Origin of the sequence: Gordonia sp. (in: high G+C Gram-positive bacteria) (genome assembly GCF_047600385.1) — a bacterium.
Taxonomy (GTDB): domain Bacteria; phylum Actinomycetota; class Actinomycetes; order Mycobacteriales; family Mycobacteriaceae; genus Gordonia.
Genome location: NZ_JASGKZ010000001.1, coordinates 1658889 through 1674322, shown reverse-complemented (window position 1 = coordinate 1674322; position 15434 = coordinate 1658889). Strand labels below are relative to the sequence as shown.

General features: G+C 68.0%; 8 protein-coding genes. 2 read left to right on the top strand and 6 right to left on the bottom strand.

The features are described from left to right. Positions 1–385 precede the first annotated feature (385 nt). The 6 genes from QM809_RS07435 to rplJ form a co-directional block, all read right to left on the bottom strand. A complete protein-coding gene (locus QM809_RS07435) occupies positions 386–655 on the bottom strand; it encodes a hypothetical protein (protein ID WP_415045163.1) in 270 nt (89 codons plus the stop codon). Positions 656–1085: 430 nt separating this feature from the next. After that, entirely contained in the window at positions 1086–5039 is a 3954-nt protein-coding gene (locus tag QM809_RS07430) for a DNA-directed RNA polymerase subunit beta' (RefSeq protein ID WP_415045162.1), read from the bottom strand. Between the two features lie 44 nt (positions 5040–5083). After that, on the bottom strand, positions 5084–8593 hold the full coding sequence (gene rpoB / locus QM809_RS07425) for a DNA-directed RNA polymerase subunit beta (RefSeq protein WP_415045161.1): 3510 nt from the start codon (positions 8591–8593) through the stop codon (positions 5084–5086). Between the two features lie 471 nt (positions 8594–9064). Then, entirely contained in the window at positions 9065–10300 is a 1236-nt protein-coding gene (locus tag QM809_RS07420) for an ABC transporter ATP-binding protein (RefSeq protein WP_415045160.1), read from the bottom strand. A gap of 431 nt (positions 10301–10731) precedes the next feature. Further along, positions 10732–11118: a 50S ribosomal protein L7/L12 gene (rplL, locus tag QM809_RS07415; RefSeq protein WP_415045159.1), complete on the bottom strand. Its 387-nt coding sequence runs from the start codon at positions 11116–11118 to the stop codon at positions 10732–10734. A gap of 117 nt (positions 11119–11235) precedes the next feature. Beyond that, entirely contained in the window at positions 11236–11763 is a 528-nt protein-coding gene (gene rplJ / locus QM809_RS07410) for a 50S ribosomal protein L10 (protein WP_415045158.1), read from the bottom strand. A 299-nt stretch (positions 11764–12062) separates the two neighbouring features. On the opposite strand from rplJ, the gene QM809_RS07405 reads away from it, so the two are divergent. After that, positions 12063–13247, top strand: coding sequence for a glycoside hydrolase family 76 protein (locus tag QM809_RS07405; protein WP_415045157.1), 1185 nt, complete (start codon positions 12063–12065; stop codon positions 13245–13247). 127 nt (positions 13248–13374) lie between these two features. Then, positions 13375–15432 (top strand): CocE/NonD family hydrolase, encoded by a 2058-nt coding sequence (locus tag QM809_RS07400; RefSeq protein WP_415045156.1) that lies wholly within the window; start codon positions 13375–13377, stop codon positions 15430–15432. Positions 15433–15434 lie beyond the last annotated feature (2 nt).

The window sequence follows — 15434 nt, the reverse complement described above, 5'->3', positions numbered from 1 at the left end:
GCGGAGAATCGTGGAGGGCGCCAGGCACACCCGCGTGTGGGTCCGTCCGGATCACACCACGGTTCCTCGACACCGCAAGATCCCAGACCGGCTCGCGGCACAGATCCCCGCCATGGTTCGCGACGCCCTGACGCTCTTTCCCGAACTCGCCCCTCCCCTGCCGACGCCGAGGTGACGGTCCTCGTCGACGACGAGAGTTCCGTGGCCGCGCATGCGCGCGAGCGAAAGACGCTCAGCAGGCCGCCTCCGAGGCGATGGCCGAGGCCGCGCACCCTCCCCGCACGAGGTCTGCCGTATCGGGACATCGGACGATTGCTCGGGGTGAGCTTTCAGCGGGCGCAGAAGCTCGCCACCGGCTGAGCCCGCCTCCTGCGCTGCCGGCGGATCAGCGTCTCTCGTCGAGCGCCACCGTGTAGTCCGACGGCCACGGCGGACGGCGCAGGATCGCCAGGGTGCTCAGCGTCGCCGCGATCAACCCCGTGCTCACGCCGAGGATCGCGATCAGGTTCCCGTCGACGGCGGGTGTCCAGGTGGTCTCGCCGTCGTGCACGGTGAGAAAACCGATGGTCACGGTCCGACCCCGCAGCGTCCGCCGCTCCACCGGGATCACCGTCGTCGATTCGTCGATCCGCACCGGTTCTCCGTGCGTGCCCATCGTCTTCTCCGTTCGTCCGCTTCCCGCCCACCCTAGATGAGCGGCTCCCGGTGGTCGGCGGAATCCCCACCGCGGAAGAGCCGTGAACCAGACGACCCCACCGACCCCGTCGCTCCCCGACCCGCACACGAACAACGGTGTACCCGCGCGGAGAAGCACCCTGCCGCGTTCCCCGATCGAGTTCCCCGGAGACCTGGACTCCGTGTCGCGGTTCTTGCCGACATCCGGCGAGAACCACGACACCGGTCCCCGGTCTCGACGAGAACCGCGACAGAGTCGTGCAGATCTCGATGTACGACGTCACCGCGCGCGAGGCCCTTCGACGCGACGACTCGCTGCGCTCGCGGTCGGCTCAGGGATCCCTCGGACGGCGGAGACGACGGAGGCCCCCGACCCGCGGGAAGCGGATCGGGGGCCTCGGCTCGGACTCCTAGCGGAAGTCGTTGCCGTAGTCGTAGTCGTCCAGCGGCACCGCGGCACCGGACGGAGCACCGAAGGTGCCGTCCGGGCTGAAGTAGGTGTCGTCGTACGACGGGAGCGCGTAGGCGGCCGCGCGGGCCTCCTCGGTCGGCTCCACCTGGATGTTCCGGTAGCGGTTGATACCGGTACCGGCCGGGATCAGCTTACCGATGATCACGTTCTCCTTGAGGCCCACCAGCTTGTCGCTGCGGCTGTTGATGGCCGCATCGGTCAGGACACGCGTGGTCTCCTGGAACGACGCCGCCGACAGCCACGAGTCGGTGGCCAGCGAGGCCTTCGTGATGCCCATGAGCACCGGACGACCCGACGCCGGCTCGCCGCCCTCGGCGACGACCGAACGGTTGGCCGCCTCGAACTCGGCGCGCTCGGTGAGCGAACCGGGCAGGAACTCGGTGGCACCGGAGTCGATGATCGTCACGCGACGCAGCATTTGACGCACGATGGTCTCGATGTGCTTGTCGTGGATCGACACGCCCTGGCTGCGGTAGACCTCCTGGACCTCGTTGACCAGGTGGATCTGCACCTGACGCGGGCCCATCACGCGGAGCACCTCGTGCGGGTCGGCCGGACCCTCCATGAGCGGCTGGCCCACCTCGACGTGGTCGCCGTCGGCCAGCTTCTTGGTGGAACCGTCCTCCTGCGGCACCTCGTAGAGACGCTGACGCTTCGAGAGCTTGTCGTAGACCTGCTCCTCGGATCCGTCATCGGGGATGATCGTGATCTTGTAGAAGCGCTCGCCCTCCTCCAGCCGGATGCGGCCGGAGACCTCGGCGATCGGCGCCTTGCCCTTGGGCACACGAGCTTCGAAGAGCTCGGTGACACGAGGCAGACCACCGGTGATGTCGTCGCCGACGCCACCCTGGTGGAAGGTACGCATGGTCAGCTGGGTACCGGGCTCACCGATCGACTGGGCCGCGATGATGCCGACGGCCTCGCCGATGTCGACGAGCTTGCCGGTGGCCATCGAACGGCCGTAGCACATGGCGCAGACGCCGGTGCCGGTGCCGCAGGTGAGGACCGAACGGACCTTGACCTCGGTGATGCCGGCGGCGAGCAGCTTCTCGATCGCCGGGTCGCCCAGGTCGTGACCGCGCTCGACGACGACGTTCCCGGCGGCGTCGACCGCGTCGGCGGCCAGGGTCCGGGCGTACGCGGAGGTCTCCACGTGCTGGTCGCGGACCAGGGTGTCGCCCTGCCACGAGGCGATCGGCACGACGATGCCGCGCTCGTTGCCGCAGTCGGTCTCGCGGACGATGACGTCCTGCGACACGTCCACCAGACGTCGGGTCAGGTAGCCCGAGTCGGCGGTGCGGAGCGCCGTGTCGGCCAGACCCTTACGCGCGCCGTGCGTGTTGATGAAGTACTCGGCGACGGTCAGGCCCTCGCGGAACGAGGACTTGATCGGGCGCGGGATGAACTCGCCCTTCGGGTTGGTCACCAGACCCTTCATGCCCGACAGGTTGCGGACCTGGGTCATGTTGCCCGTCGCACCCGACTTCGGGATCATCGTGATCGGGTTGTCCGCGGGGTAGAAGTCCTCCAGCGCCTTACCGACCTCTTCGGTCGCGGCCTGCCACAGTTCCACCAGGGAGTCGCGACGCTCGTCCTTGGTCAGACCGCCGCGCTGGTACTTCTTCTCCAGCTGGTCGGCGCGCGCCTCGTAACGGTCGAGGATCTCCGCCTTGGCCGGCGGCACGAGCACGTCGGACATGGCCACGGTGACGCCCGAGCGGGTCGCCCAGTGGAAGCCCACGTCCTTGAGCTTGTCGACGGTCTGGGCGACGACGATCATCGGGTAGCGCTCGGCGAGATCGTTGATGATCACGGCCTGACGCTTCTTCGGCATCTGCTCGTTGACGAACGGGTAGTCCGGCGGGAGCAGCTCGTTGAACAGCACGCGGCCGAGGGTGGTCGCGAGCTCCCACTCCTGGCCCTTGCGCCACTGCCCGTCGAACTCGGCGGCCTCGATGTCGGCGGGCGGACGCAGATCGGTCAGCCGCACCTTGATCGGCGCCTGCACGCTGAGCACACCGCGGTCGACGGCCATGATGGCCTCGGCCGGGCTGGAGTAGACGCCGCGCTCGACGTCGTCGTCCGACGCCGGGGTGTACGCGCCGCGCTCCTCCGGCTTCTCGGTGGTCAGGTAGTACAGACCGGTCACCATGTCCAGACGCGGCATGGCGAGCGGACGGCCCGACGCCGGCGACAGGATGTTGTTCGAGGACAGCATCAGGATGCGGGCCTCGGCCTGCGCCTCCGCGCTCAGCGGGAGGTGCACGGCCATCTGGTCGCCGTCGAAGTCGGCGTTGAAGGCCTCACACACCAGCGGGTGCAGCTGGATGGCCTTGCCCTCCACCAGCTGCGGCTCGAAGGCCTGGATGCCCAGACGGTGCAGCGTCGGCGCACGGTTCAGCAGCACCGGGTGCTCGGCGATGACCTCTTCGAGGACGTCCCACACCTGCGGACGCTGACGCTCCACCATGCGCTTGGCCGACTTGATGTTCTGCGCCAGGTTCAGGTCGACCAGGCGCTTCATCACGAACGGCTTGAACAGCTCCAGGGCCATCAGCTTCGGCAGACCGCACTGGTGCAGGTGCAGCTGCGGACCGACGACGATCACCGAACGACCCGAGTAGTCGACGCGCTTGCCCAGCAGGTTCTGACGGAAGCGACCCTGCTTGCCCTTGAGCAGATCGCTCAGCGACTTCAGCGGCCGGTTGCCCGGACCGTTGACCGGACGACCGCGACGGCCGTTGTCGAACAGGGCGTCCACCGACTCCTGCAGCATCCGCTTCTCGTTGTTGACGATGATCTCGGGCGCACCCAGATCGATCAGTCGCTTGAGACGGTTGTTGCGGTTGATGACGCGGCGGTACAGATCGTTCAGGTCCGACGTGGCGAAGCGGCCGCCGTCGAGCTGAACCATCGGACGCAGCTCCGGCGGGATCACCGGCACGGCGTCGAGCACCATGGCGCGCGGGTTGTTGCCCGACTGCTGGAACGCCGCGACCACCTTGAGTCGCTTCAGCGCGCGCAGCTTCTTCTGGCCCTTGCCCGAGCGGATGGTCTCGCGCAGGATCTCGGCCTCGGCGTCGATGTCGAAGTCCTCGAGCAGACGCTTGATGGCCTCGGCGCCCATGGCACCGGTGAAGTACTCGCCGAACCGGTCCTCCAGCTCGCGGTACAGCTTCTCGTCGACGATCAGCTCACCCGGGGTCAGCTTGGTGAACTTGTCCCAGATCTCGTCGAGCGCCTCGACCTCGCGGTTGGCGTGATCGCGCATCCGCTTGAGCTCACGCTCGGCGGCATCGCGGACCTTGCGCTTGGCGTCGGCCTTGGCGCCCTCGGCCTCCAGCTCGGTCAGGTCGGACTCGAGCTTGGCCTGACGCTCGGCGAGCGCGGCCTCCAGGTCGTCCATGACGGCCTTGCGCTCGACGGTGATCTCCGCCTCGCGGGTCGAGAGCTCCGCTTGGCGCAGCTCGTCGTCCACCGAGGTGATGACCCAGGCGGCGAAGTAGATGATCTTCTCGAGATCCTTCGGCGCGAGGTCGAGCAGGTAGCCCAGCCGGCTCGGCACACCCTTGAAGTACCAGATGTGGGTGACCGGGGCGGCCAGCTCGATGTGGCCCATGCGCTCACGGCGCACCTTGGCCTTGGTCACCTCGACGCCGCAGCGCTCGCAGATGATGCCCTTGAAGCGCACACGCTTGTACTTGCCGCAGTAGCACTCCCAGTCGCGGGTCGGTCCGAAGATCTTCTCGCAGAAGAGCCCGTCCTTCTCCGGCTTCAGGGTGCGGTAGTTGATGGTCTCCGGCTTCTTGACCTCGCCGTACGACCAGTTGTGGATGTCATCGGCCGTCGCCAGGCCGATCTTCAGTTCGTCGAAAAAGTTGACGTCGAGCACTAGTTGCCTTTCAGTGTCTCTGAAATCGTCGGGTGGCTGGTCGGTCAGTTGGCGAGGTCGTCGATCGTCGCGCTCTCGTTGCGCGACAGATTGATGCCCAGGTTGGCCGCGGCCCGCTCCAGGTCCTCGTCGTCGGAGTCGGCCATCTCGATGGCGGCGCCGTCGCTGGACAGGACCTCCACGTTCAGGCAGAGCGACTGGAGCTCCTTGAGGAGGACCTTGAACGACTCGGGGATACCCGGCTCCGGGATGTTCTCGCCCTTGACGATGGCCTCGTAGACCTTCACGCGGCCGACGACGTCGTCCGACTTGATGGTCAGCAGCTCCTGCAGCGTGTACGCCGCACCGTAGGCCTGCATGGCCCAGCACTCCATCTCACCGAAGCGCTGGCCGCCGAACTGGGCCTTACCGCCGAGCGGCTGCTGGGTGATCATCGAGTACGGACCGGTCGAACGCGCGTGGATCTTGTCGTCGACCAGGTGGTGCAGCTTGATGATGTACATGTAGCCGACCGAGACCGGGTACGGGAACGGCTCTCCGGAGCGACCGTCGAACAGGGTGGCCTTGCCGTCGCTGTCGACCATCACCTCGCCGTCGCGGTTGGGCAGCGTGGAGCCGAGCAGACCGGCGAGCTCCTCGTCGCGGGCGCCGTCGAACACCGGGGTGGCGGTGTTGGTGTCGGGCTCGACCGAGTACAGCTCCTGCGGCAGGCGCGACGCCCAGTCCGGGACGCCCGCGGCCACGTCGATGTTCCAGCCGGCCTTGGCGACCCACCCGAGGTGAGTCTCCAGGATCTGGCCGATGTTCATACGACGCGGGACACCGTGGGTGTTCAGGATGATGTCGACCGGGGTGCCGTCGGGCAGGAACGGCATGTCCTCCTGCGGGAGGATCTTGCCGATGACGCCCTTGTTGCCGTGCCGGCCGGCCAGCTTGTCGCCGTCCTGGATCTTGCGCTTCTGCGCGACGTAGACGCGCACCAGCTCGTTGACGCCCGGGGCCAGATCGTCGTCGTCGTCGCGCGAGAACACGCGGACGCCGATCACCTTGCCGGTCTCGCCGTGGGGCACCTTGAGCGAGGTGTCGCGCACCTCGCGCGCCTTCTCGCCGAAGATCGCGCGGAGCAGGCGCTCCTCCGGGGTCAGCTCGGTCTCGCCCTTCGGGGTGACCTTGCCGACCAGGATGTCGCCGTCACGGACCTCGGCGCCGATGCGGACGATGCCGCGCTCGTCGAGATCGGCGAGGACCTCGTCGGAGACGTTCGGGATGTCCCGGGTGATCTCCTCGGCGCCCAGCTTGGTGTCGCGGGCGTCGATCTCGTACTCCTCGATGTGGATCGAGGTGAGGGTGTCCTCCTCCACGAGCCGCTGGCTCAGGATGATCGCGTCCTCGTAGTTGTGGCCCTCCCACGGCATGATCGCCACGAGCAGGTTCTTGCCCAGCGCCATCTCGCCCTCGTCGGTGCAGGGGCCGTCGGCCAGGACCTGACCGGCCTCGACGCGCTGTCCCTCGTCGACGATCGGGACCTGGTTGGCGCAGGTGCCGTGGTTGGAACGCTCGAACTTGCGCAGGCGGTAGCTCTGGCGGGTGCCGTCGTCGGCCATCACGGTGATGTAGTCGGCCGAGACCTCCTCGACCACACCGGTCTCGGTGGTGACGATGACGTCGCCGGCGTCGACCGCGGCGCGCAGCTCCATGCCGGTGCCGACCAGCGGCGACTCGGAACGGACCAGCGGCACGGCCTGACGCTGCATGTTGGCGCCCATCAGGGCGCGGTTCGCGTCGTCGTGCTCGAGGAACGGGATCATCGCGGTCGCGACCGACACCATCTGGCGCGGCGAGACGTCCAGGTACTGGACGGACCCGGCGGGCACGAACTCCACCTCGGCGCCCTTGACGCGCACCAGGACGCGGTCCTCGGTGATGTTGCCGTCGGCGTCGTAGGCGGTGTTGGCCTGGCCGATGAGGTAGCGGTCCTCCTCGTCGGCGGTCATGTACTCGATCCGATCGGTCACGACACCGTCGACCACCTTGCGGTACGGGGTCTCGATGAAGCCGAACGGGTTGACCCGGGCGTACACCGACAGCGAACCGATCAGGCCGATGTTCGGGCCCTCCGGGGTCTCGATCGGGCACATGCGGCCGTAGTGCGACGGGTGGACGTCGCGGACCTCGAGGCCGGCGCGCTCACGCGACAGACCGCCCGGGCCCAGCGCCGACAGGCGACGCTTGTGGGTCAGGCCCGACAGCGGGTTGTTCTGGTCCATGAACTGCGACAGCTGGCTGGTGCCGAAGAACTCCTTGATCGCCGCCACGACGGGACGGATGTTGATCAGGGTCTGCGGGGTGATCGCCTCGGCGTCCTGGGTGGTCATCCGCTCGCGGACGACGCGCTCCATACGCGAGAGACCCAGCCGGATCTGGTTCTGGATCAGCTCGCCGACGGTGCGCAGGCGACGGTTGCCGAAGTGGTCGATGTCGTCGACCTCGACGGGCACCTCGACGCCGCCGGGGCCGGTCATCATCGGCGTGGTGGCGCTGTTCGGATCGGCGTCGTGCAGGCGCACGAGGTACTCGACGGTGGTGACGATGTCCTCGCGGGTCAGCACCGACTCGCCGAACATCGGGGCGTCGGTGAGGCCGAGCTTCTTGTTGATCTTGTAGCGGCCGACGCGGGCGAGGTCGTAGCGCTTCTCCTTGAAGAACATGTTCTCCAGGAGGCTCTCGGCCGACTCCTTGGTCGGCGGCTCGCCCGGACGCAGCTTGCGGTAGACCTCCAGGAGCGCCTCGTCCTGGTTGGTGGTGTGGTCCTTCTCCAGGGTCGACATCATGATCTCGGAGAAGCCGAAACGCTCGGCGATCTCCTCGCGGCTGACGCCGAGCGCCTGCAGCAGCACGGTGACCGGCTGGCGGCGCTTGCGGTCGATGCGGACGCCGACGGTGTCGCGCTTGTCGATGTCGAACTCGAGCCAGGCACCGCGGCTCGGGATCACCTTGACCGCGTGCAGGGTCTTCTCGGTGGCCTTGTCGATGTTCTCGTCGAAGTAGACGCCCGGGCTGCGGACCAGCTGGCTGACGACGACGCGCTCGGTGCCGTTGATGACGAACGAGCCCTTGTCGGTCATCATCGGGAACTCGCCCATGAAGACCGTCTGCGACTTGATCTCGCCGGTGTTGTTGTTGATGAACTCGGCGGTGACGAACAGCGGCGCCGAGTAGGTCATGTCCTTGTCCTTGCACTCCTCGATGGAGGCCTTGACCTCGTCGAAGTGCGGATCGGAGAAGGACAGCGACATCGAGGACGCGAAGTCCTCGATCGGCGAGAGCTCGCGGAGGACGTCTTCCAGACCGCCCACCGGGTTCTCTTCACCACGGGCGATCGCCTTCGCGCGCCATTCGGGGGAGCCGATCAGCCACTCGAAGGAGTCCAGCTGCAGATCCAGCAGGCCGGGGACTTCCAGCGGCTCGTCGATCTTTGCAAAAGAGACACGACGGGGAGCTCCGGGGATGCTGCCGGTCGAGGTGGTTGAGGTGGACTGGCGGTCGAGTGCCAAGATGCGTCCTTCTCTCGCGATGTGTTCAGTGTGTGGCCATAGCCGGTGGCCTTGGGGCCGTGCGAGGTCTGAGAACCCGTGTGGACCTGCGGTTATTCCAAGGCGAACACGAACGCGTTCGAGAGGATTTCCGATCAGTAGACAGGGTGCAGCCAGCGCAACGTCCTACTGTATCAGAAATTGGGCAGACTCTGTCAACCCCGTCAAGTCGACGGTGCGTGACGGCGCCCCGAACGGCGAGTCCGACGCGACCGGGACGACCCGGCCGACCGCGGTACCGCGCTCTGTCTGAAAACAGACTGTACTGCGAGCCGTGCTCCCGTCAAGCCGTACCCGGGGTTTGACCCAGGGATCTGTCGCGCATCACAGCCGAACCCGCGTACGACCCCGACCGAGACGACGACACCGGCCCGGGGCGGTGCCCCGGGCCGGTGTCTCAGACCTCGTCCGCGCCCCGTGAGGCGCCCGCGATCAGGCGCGGTCGGCGTCCTGACCGTCGACGATCTTGGTGATCTCGGCGGTGTCGTCGGTCATGGTGGAGACCTGCTGGGTGGCTCCGTCGACCGCGATGTTCTCGGTCGGGGACTCGATCACCTCGGTGACCTCGCCCGCGCCTCCGACAGCGGCGCCGCCGACCGGCGCGCCGCCGCCCGGGTAGTCGAACTGGTGGTTCGCCATCGCGAAGAGCGTCGCGTAGGTGTCCGGAGCCTCCCGCGCACGACGATCCTCCTCTTCGATCGAGGCGCGGATGGCGGCCTGCGCGTTCGGCGGGAGCTCGTTGATGATGTTGAGGACGTTCTGCCGGTGCCGGACCGCGGCCTGGCGCACCGGCATGCCCGGGTTCGGCTGAACCTGCGGGATGATCTCGCTGAAGTCGTCCTTGGTGCCGCCGCCGGAGATGCCTGCCGCCTGCATGGCCGCCTCGGCCGCGGCGATGGCCTCGTCCTTCTCCTCCGACATGCCGATCGGACCGAAGCGGTCGCCGGCCAGGAACTGCTTGACCACCGGCTGCTCCGAGGTCAGCAGCACCTCGCGCGGACCGAACATGACCAGTTCCTTGCGGAACAGCATGCCGATGTTGTCCGGGATGGTCCGGGCGATGTTGATGTTGTGCGTCACGATGAGGATCGTGGCGTCGATCTCGGCGTTGATGTCGATCAGCAGCTGCGAGATGTACGCGGTACGCACCGGATCCAGACCGGAGTCCGGCTCGTCGCAGAGGATGATCTCCGGATCGAGCACCAGCGCACGGGCCAGGCCGGCACGCTTGCGCATACCGCCGGAGATCTCACCGGGGAGCTTGCCGTCGGCACCGGCGAGGCCGACGAGCTCGACCTTGTCCATGACGATCTTGCGGATCTCGCTCTCGCTCTTCTTGGTGTGCTCGCGGAGCGGGAAGGCGATGTTGTCGTACAGGGTCATCGAACCGAAGAGCGCACCGTCCTGGAACAGGACGCCGAACAGCTTCCGGATCTCGTACAGCTCCTTGGCCGAACACTTCGTGATGTCGGTGCCGTCGATGTAGACCGAGCCCTGCTCCGGGTGCAGCAGACCGATCAGGTTCTTCAGGAACACCGACTTACCGGTGCCCGACGGACCGAGAAGCGCGTTCACCTCGCCGGAAGGCAGCGTGAACGTCACATCACGCCAGATGTTCTGTGAGCCGAACGACTTGGTCAAGCCCTCGACTGCGACCTCTACTCCCACTGCGTCCCTCCAGACGTGTCGTGTACACCGAGAAGCCCGGTGCGCTGTGTCCGGACCGTTCATGGAGCCACGCTCCGCGCGATGCGTCGTTGTGGCTGGGGTCACTGTAACCCAGGGCCGCATCCGACGACACCCTGCACCCGCGCATCCGGCGGGCGACGAGGACCGGACCTTACCTAGCGGTAACTTCCCGATTTTCTGAGAGTACCCAAAGAAGTCGACTTACCCAAAGTGAGACCGACGACGCCCCCGAACCCGACCGAGACCCCGCTCACATCGTCCCGCCCGGAGGATCGGCGAAGGCCGTGCACGACAACGGGATGCACGACGCAGGGGCGCGCGGAGCCGCGGATGCGCGAAGACCCGCGGGGAGTTCCCCGCGGGTCTTCGTCATGCCGTGAAGGCAGGTGCTCGCACGAGGCGAGCAGGTCTCACTTGAGCGAGACGGAGGCGCCGGCGCCCTCCAGCTTGGCCTTGGCGGCCTCGGCGTCTTCCTTGCTGACCTTCTCCAGGAGAGCCTTCGGAGCGCTCTCGACGAGGTCCTTGGCCTCCTTCAGGCCCAGGCCCGAGACGACCTCGCGGACGACCTTGATGACCTGGATCTTCTTGTCGCCCGCGCCCTCGAGCACGACGTCGAACTCGTCCTGCTCGGCAGCGGCCTCGGCGGCGGCGGCCGGAGCACCGGCGGCGGCGACGGCGACCGGAGCGGCGGCGGTGACCTCGAAGACCTCTTCGAACTTCTTCACGAACTCGCTGAGCTCCAGCAGGGTCAGTTCCTTGAACTGCTCGATGAGCTCGTCAGCGGTGAGCTTCGCCATGATGGCGTCCTTCCTATAAGTCCCTGTGTGGGGAGGCCCGCATCCCATTGGTTCGGGGGATGCCGGCCGGGTCGGTGATGCGACCGGTTCTCCGGCCGCGGGTGGTGGACGAGAGGCCTACGCGGCCTCCTCGCCCTCCTGCTTCTCCTGCAGGGCCGCGGCGAGACGCGCGACCTGCGAAGCGGGCTGGTTGAACAGCCCGGCGGCCTTAGCCAAGTTGCCCTTCATGGCACCGGCGAGCTTGGCCAGGAGCACCTCACGGGTCTCCAGGTCGGCGATGGCCTCAACTTCGGCGATGGACAGCGCACGGCCGTCCATGTAGCCGCCCTTGATGACCAGGGCCTTGTTGTCCTTCGCGAAGGTCTTGATCGCCTTGGCGGCGACGACCGGCTCACCTTCGATGAAGGCGATCGCGGTCGGACCAACGAAGAGCTCGTCGAGCCCCTCCACGCCTGCTTCGGCAGCAGCGCGCTTGACGAGGGTGTTCTTGGCGACGGAGTAGGTCGCGCCTTCGCCGAGCGAACGACGCAGCTCGGAGATCTGCGGGACGGACAGGCCGCGGTATTCGGTGATGACCGCCGCGGTCGCGCCCTTGAACTGCTCGGTGATCGTCGCGACGGCGTCGATCTTGTCCTGGTTTGCCATACTTCGCCTCCTCTCGTGTCTTAATCCTTGACGCCCTCGCGGGCGTCACGACCCAGCTTCCGTCGCCCGCTGCGAGCGGTGCGATCTTCCGGCCGGAGAAACACGAACGCCCCGTGCAGGAAGCACGGGGCGATGTCGGCGCACGGGCATGCCGCGGCGAAGTCTCCTCGTTCATCCTGCGTGGGCCGCCGAGTGTGACTCGGGCCTTCGATCGGGATCACTCCCGACGACCGACGGTCTCTGGTTGAACTCGATGCATCGGACCGGAATCCGATGAACCGCGCTCTAGGCTAGCGGTCATGACCGCTGAAGTCGAATCGCCCCGCTCCCCCGACCCCGGCACCGCCTCGATCCGGCGCGCCGAAGCCGCCGTCGACGCCCTGCGCGACCGGCATCTCCGCCGGATCGGCCACGTGGTGCCCGGCACCCGGATCGGCGTGATCACCTGGCCGCCGCCCGGCCGGATGTTCTCCAAGCAGCGGCTCACCGCATCGTGGCACTACTGGTGGCAGGCCCACCTGATCGACGTCCTGGTCGATGCCGCGCGCTTCGGCGACGCCCGCGCGGCCGGAGAGGCGAACGGGGTGGCGCGCGGGCTGCGGATCCGGAACGTCGGCCGGTGGACCAACCAGTACTACGACGACATGGCCTGGCTCGCGGTGTCCCTGGAACGGGCGGGCCGACACCTGTCCCGCGGCCGGCGGCGGCGCGCCCAGGAGAAGCTGACCGGAGTCCTGTACGACGCCTGGACGCCCGAGCTCGGCGGCGGCATCCCCTGGCGCACCACCGATCACTTCTTCAACGTCCCCGCCAACGGTCCGGCCGGCATCGTCCTCGCCCGGCGCGGCCGGGTGGAGCGGGCGGTGGCCACGGCCGACTGGATCGCGTCGAACCTGGTCCTGCCGAGCGGCCTCGTCGCCGACGGGTTCTGGCCGAACCCGGACGGGACCCGCCGGGAGGAGAACAACACCTTCACCTACTGCCAGGGCGTGGCGCTCGGGCTCTGGCTGGAGACCTACCGGCTCACCGGCGAAGAACGACATCTGGCGAACCTGTCCGCGCTGCTCGACGTCGTCGCCCGGCGGCAGGCGAGCGACGACGGGGTGCTGATCGGCCACGGCGGCGGCGACGGCGGCCTCTTCACCGGGATCCTGGCCCGCTATCTCGCGCTGATCGCCACCGATCTGCCCGACACCGCGCCCGACGGCGACCGGATCCGCGACGTCGCGGGCGGACTGGTGACCGCCTCCGCCGATGCCGCGTGGGCCGCGCGGGCCGAGGTGGACGGTCTCCCCGTCTTCGGACCGAACTGGCGCAAGCCCGCCGTCGTGCCGGATGCCCGGGGCCGAGGTCCCGAGTTCATCGCCGGCGCCGTGCGCGCGTCGCAGACCCCCGAACGCGACCTCTCGGTCCAGCTGTCTGCGGCGATGCTGATGACCGCGGCCGCTTCGGTCACGAATCGGTTGCCCGAACACACCGTGTGAGACACCCCGCTTGCCGATCTGGAACGCAGAGATGCTTAATTGGTGGTAAGAATCTCCGTGGGCTGAATCACAGCCCACGAGTCGGGGATGAGCGCCGTGGACAGCGGCGGGAAAGTGGAGAAGGCACGTGAGTGTTCATCTCGATCTCGACGGCCACGGTCCGGTACCGCACGGACGCTTCGGTCACCAGCGTGAACCGGGCCTCACCACCCCGCGGTACCGCGATCCGTCCGGCGGTCACCGTGCGGCCGTCTGGCACGAGGCGGTGTACGGCCGCAAGCCGTATCCCCGCGTGCACATCGACCGCAACGTGACCGTCACGATGTCCGACGGCGTCCGGCTCCGCGCCACCGTCGTCCGACCGGCCGATCGACTCGGGCAGGCCAGCCGGGCGCCGTTCCCGGCGATCCTGAACGTGAACCCGTACAACCGGGCGGTGCTCGACGGCTTCGACTTCTCGCTGCACGGACCCGGGATCGGCCGGATCGTCCGAGGCGCCGCGGGCACCATGACCCACGAGAAGGGCCCGCTGACCGGTATCTCGCGCCTCACCCGCACCTTCGACCGCGGCCTGTTCGACGTCTTCGGCATCAACCGCAACCTGGTTCAGGCCGGGTACGTGCAGGTGCTGGTGGACGTCCGCGGCACCGGGGCCTCGCACGGCAAGTGGGAGATCCTGAGTGCCCGCGAACAGCAGGACTCGGTCGAGCTGATCGAGTGGACGGCGGCGCAGCGGTGGTGCGACGGCAGCGTGGGCATGGTCGGCTGGAGCTACTCGGCGATCAACTCGCTGCAGGCCGCGGCGCTGCGCCCGAAGGCCCTCAAGGCGATCTTCGCCGTGGAGGGCAGCCAGGACGTGGTCCGCGACATCTACATCACCGGCGGCATGCCGTCGGCGTTCATCCCGATGTGGCTGGCGATGGTCAACGCGGTCAAGTGGGCCCCGAACCCGGCGACGGTGCTCTCGGACCTGTTCACCGGCGACTTCTACCGCTGGGCGCGGGACCGGGTCAAGAGCCCGGCCACCGAGATGCCGTCGCTGCTGTGGGGCTTCCTCACCGCCCGCGACCACCGCATCTTCGACCACCCGTACTTCATCGAGCGTTCCCCGCAGATCGCCGACATCGAGGCGGCGACCTTCACCGTCGGCGCCTGGCACGACCTGTTCGGGCGCAGCGCCACCGGGATCTACGACCAGCTCCAGATGGAGCCTGGCCGCAAGCAGATGCTGGTCGCCGACGGCTACCACCTGGATCCGGGGTGCGATCACGGCGGCGCGCACCAGCCGCCGCAGCTCGACGTCCTCGAGCGGGCCTGGTTCGACCGGTGGCTCAAGGACGTCCGCAACGGAGTCGAGGAGTACGGCCCGGTCACCATGGAGCAGCAGGGCGGGCAGTGGTCGTGCAGCGACGTGTTCCCGCGCGCCGAGGTACGCACCCGGCGACTGTTCCTGACCCCCGACTCCTCCGGCACCGCCGAGCACGCCCGGCACGACGGCGGTCTGGGCCTCGAGCCGGATCTGCGGGTGCACTCCTTCAAGACCCACCCCGACCTGCGCGGCATGCTCTCGCGGGACGCCTCGCAGGTGTTCGCCGGCCTGCCGATCGCGCTGGGCCGCAAGTTCAGCCACGACGCGTCGTTCCAGGAGCGCGGTGCGCTGAGCTTCACCAGTGAGGCGGTCGCCCGGCCCACCCAGATCTCCGGGTCCATGAACCTGCGGCTGAACGTCTCGACCGACGCGCACGAGGGCATCTGGGCGGTCACCGTGAACGACGTCGCCCCCGACGGCACGTCGACGGTGCTGACCAACGGCGCGCTCACCGTGTCGAACCGGGCGCTCGACGTCTCCCGGTCCACCTACTCCGAGGAGGGCGCACTGCTCGACGCCGTGCACTACCTCTCCCGCGAACGCCGGCTGCCGGTGCCCGCCGACGAGCCGGTCCGGATCGACGTCGACCTGGTGGCCACCGATGCGGTGCTCAAGACGGGCCATCGCCTGCGCGTGGACGTCTACGCCGCGAGTCTGCCGCGCTACCTGACCATCGTTCCCGACCTGATCAAGGCGCGCGGTCGTCGCCAGCACCTGGTGCTGGATCCGAACAAGCCGAGCTACCTCACCTTCCAGTCGGACGGCGACCTGGGCACCGAACCGGTCCCGGCCCGGACCCAGCTGCACCCGGTGTAGCC

Bases quoted from the DNA above. Each gene is read 5' to 3' on its own strand.
- QM809_RS07405 (WP_415045157.1), top strand. From the start codon at position 12,063: ATGACCGCTGAAGTCGAATCGCCCCGCTCCCCCGACCCCGGCACCGCC.
- QM809_RS07435 (WP_415045163.1), bottom strand. From the start codon at position 655: ATGGGCACGCACGGAGAACCGGTGCGGATCGACGAATCGACGACGGTG.
- rplJ (WP_415045158.1), bottom strand. From the start codon at position 11,763: ATGGCAAACCAGGACAAGATCGACGCCGTCGCGACGATCACCGAGCAG.
- rplL (WP_415045159.1), bottom strand. From the start codon at position 11,118: ATGGCGAAGCTCACCGCTGACGAGCTCATCGAGCAGTTCAAGGAACTG.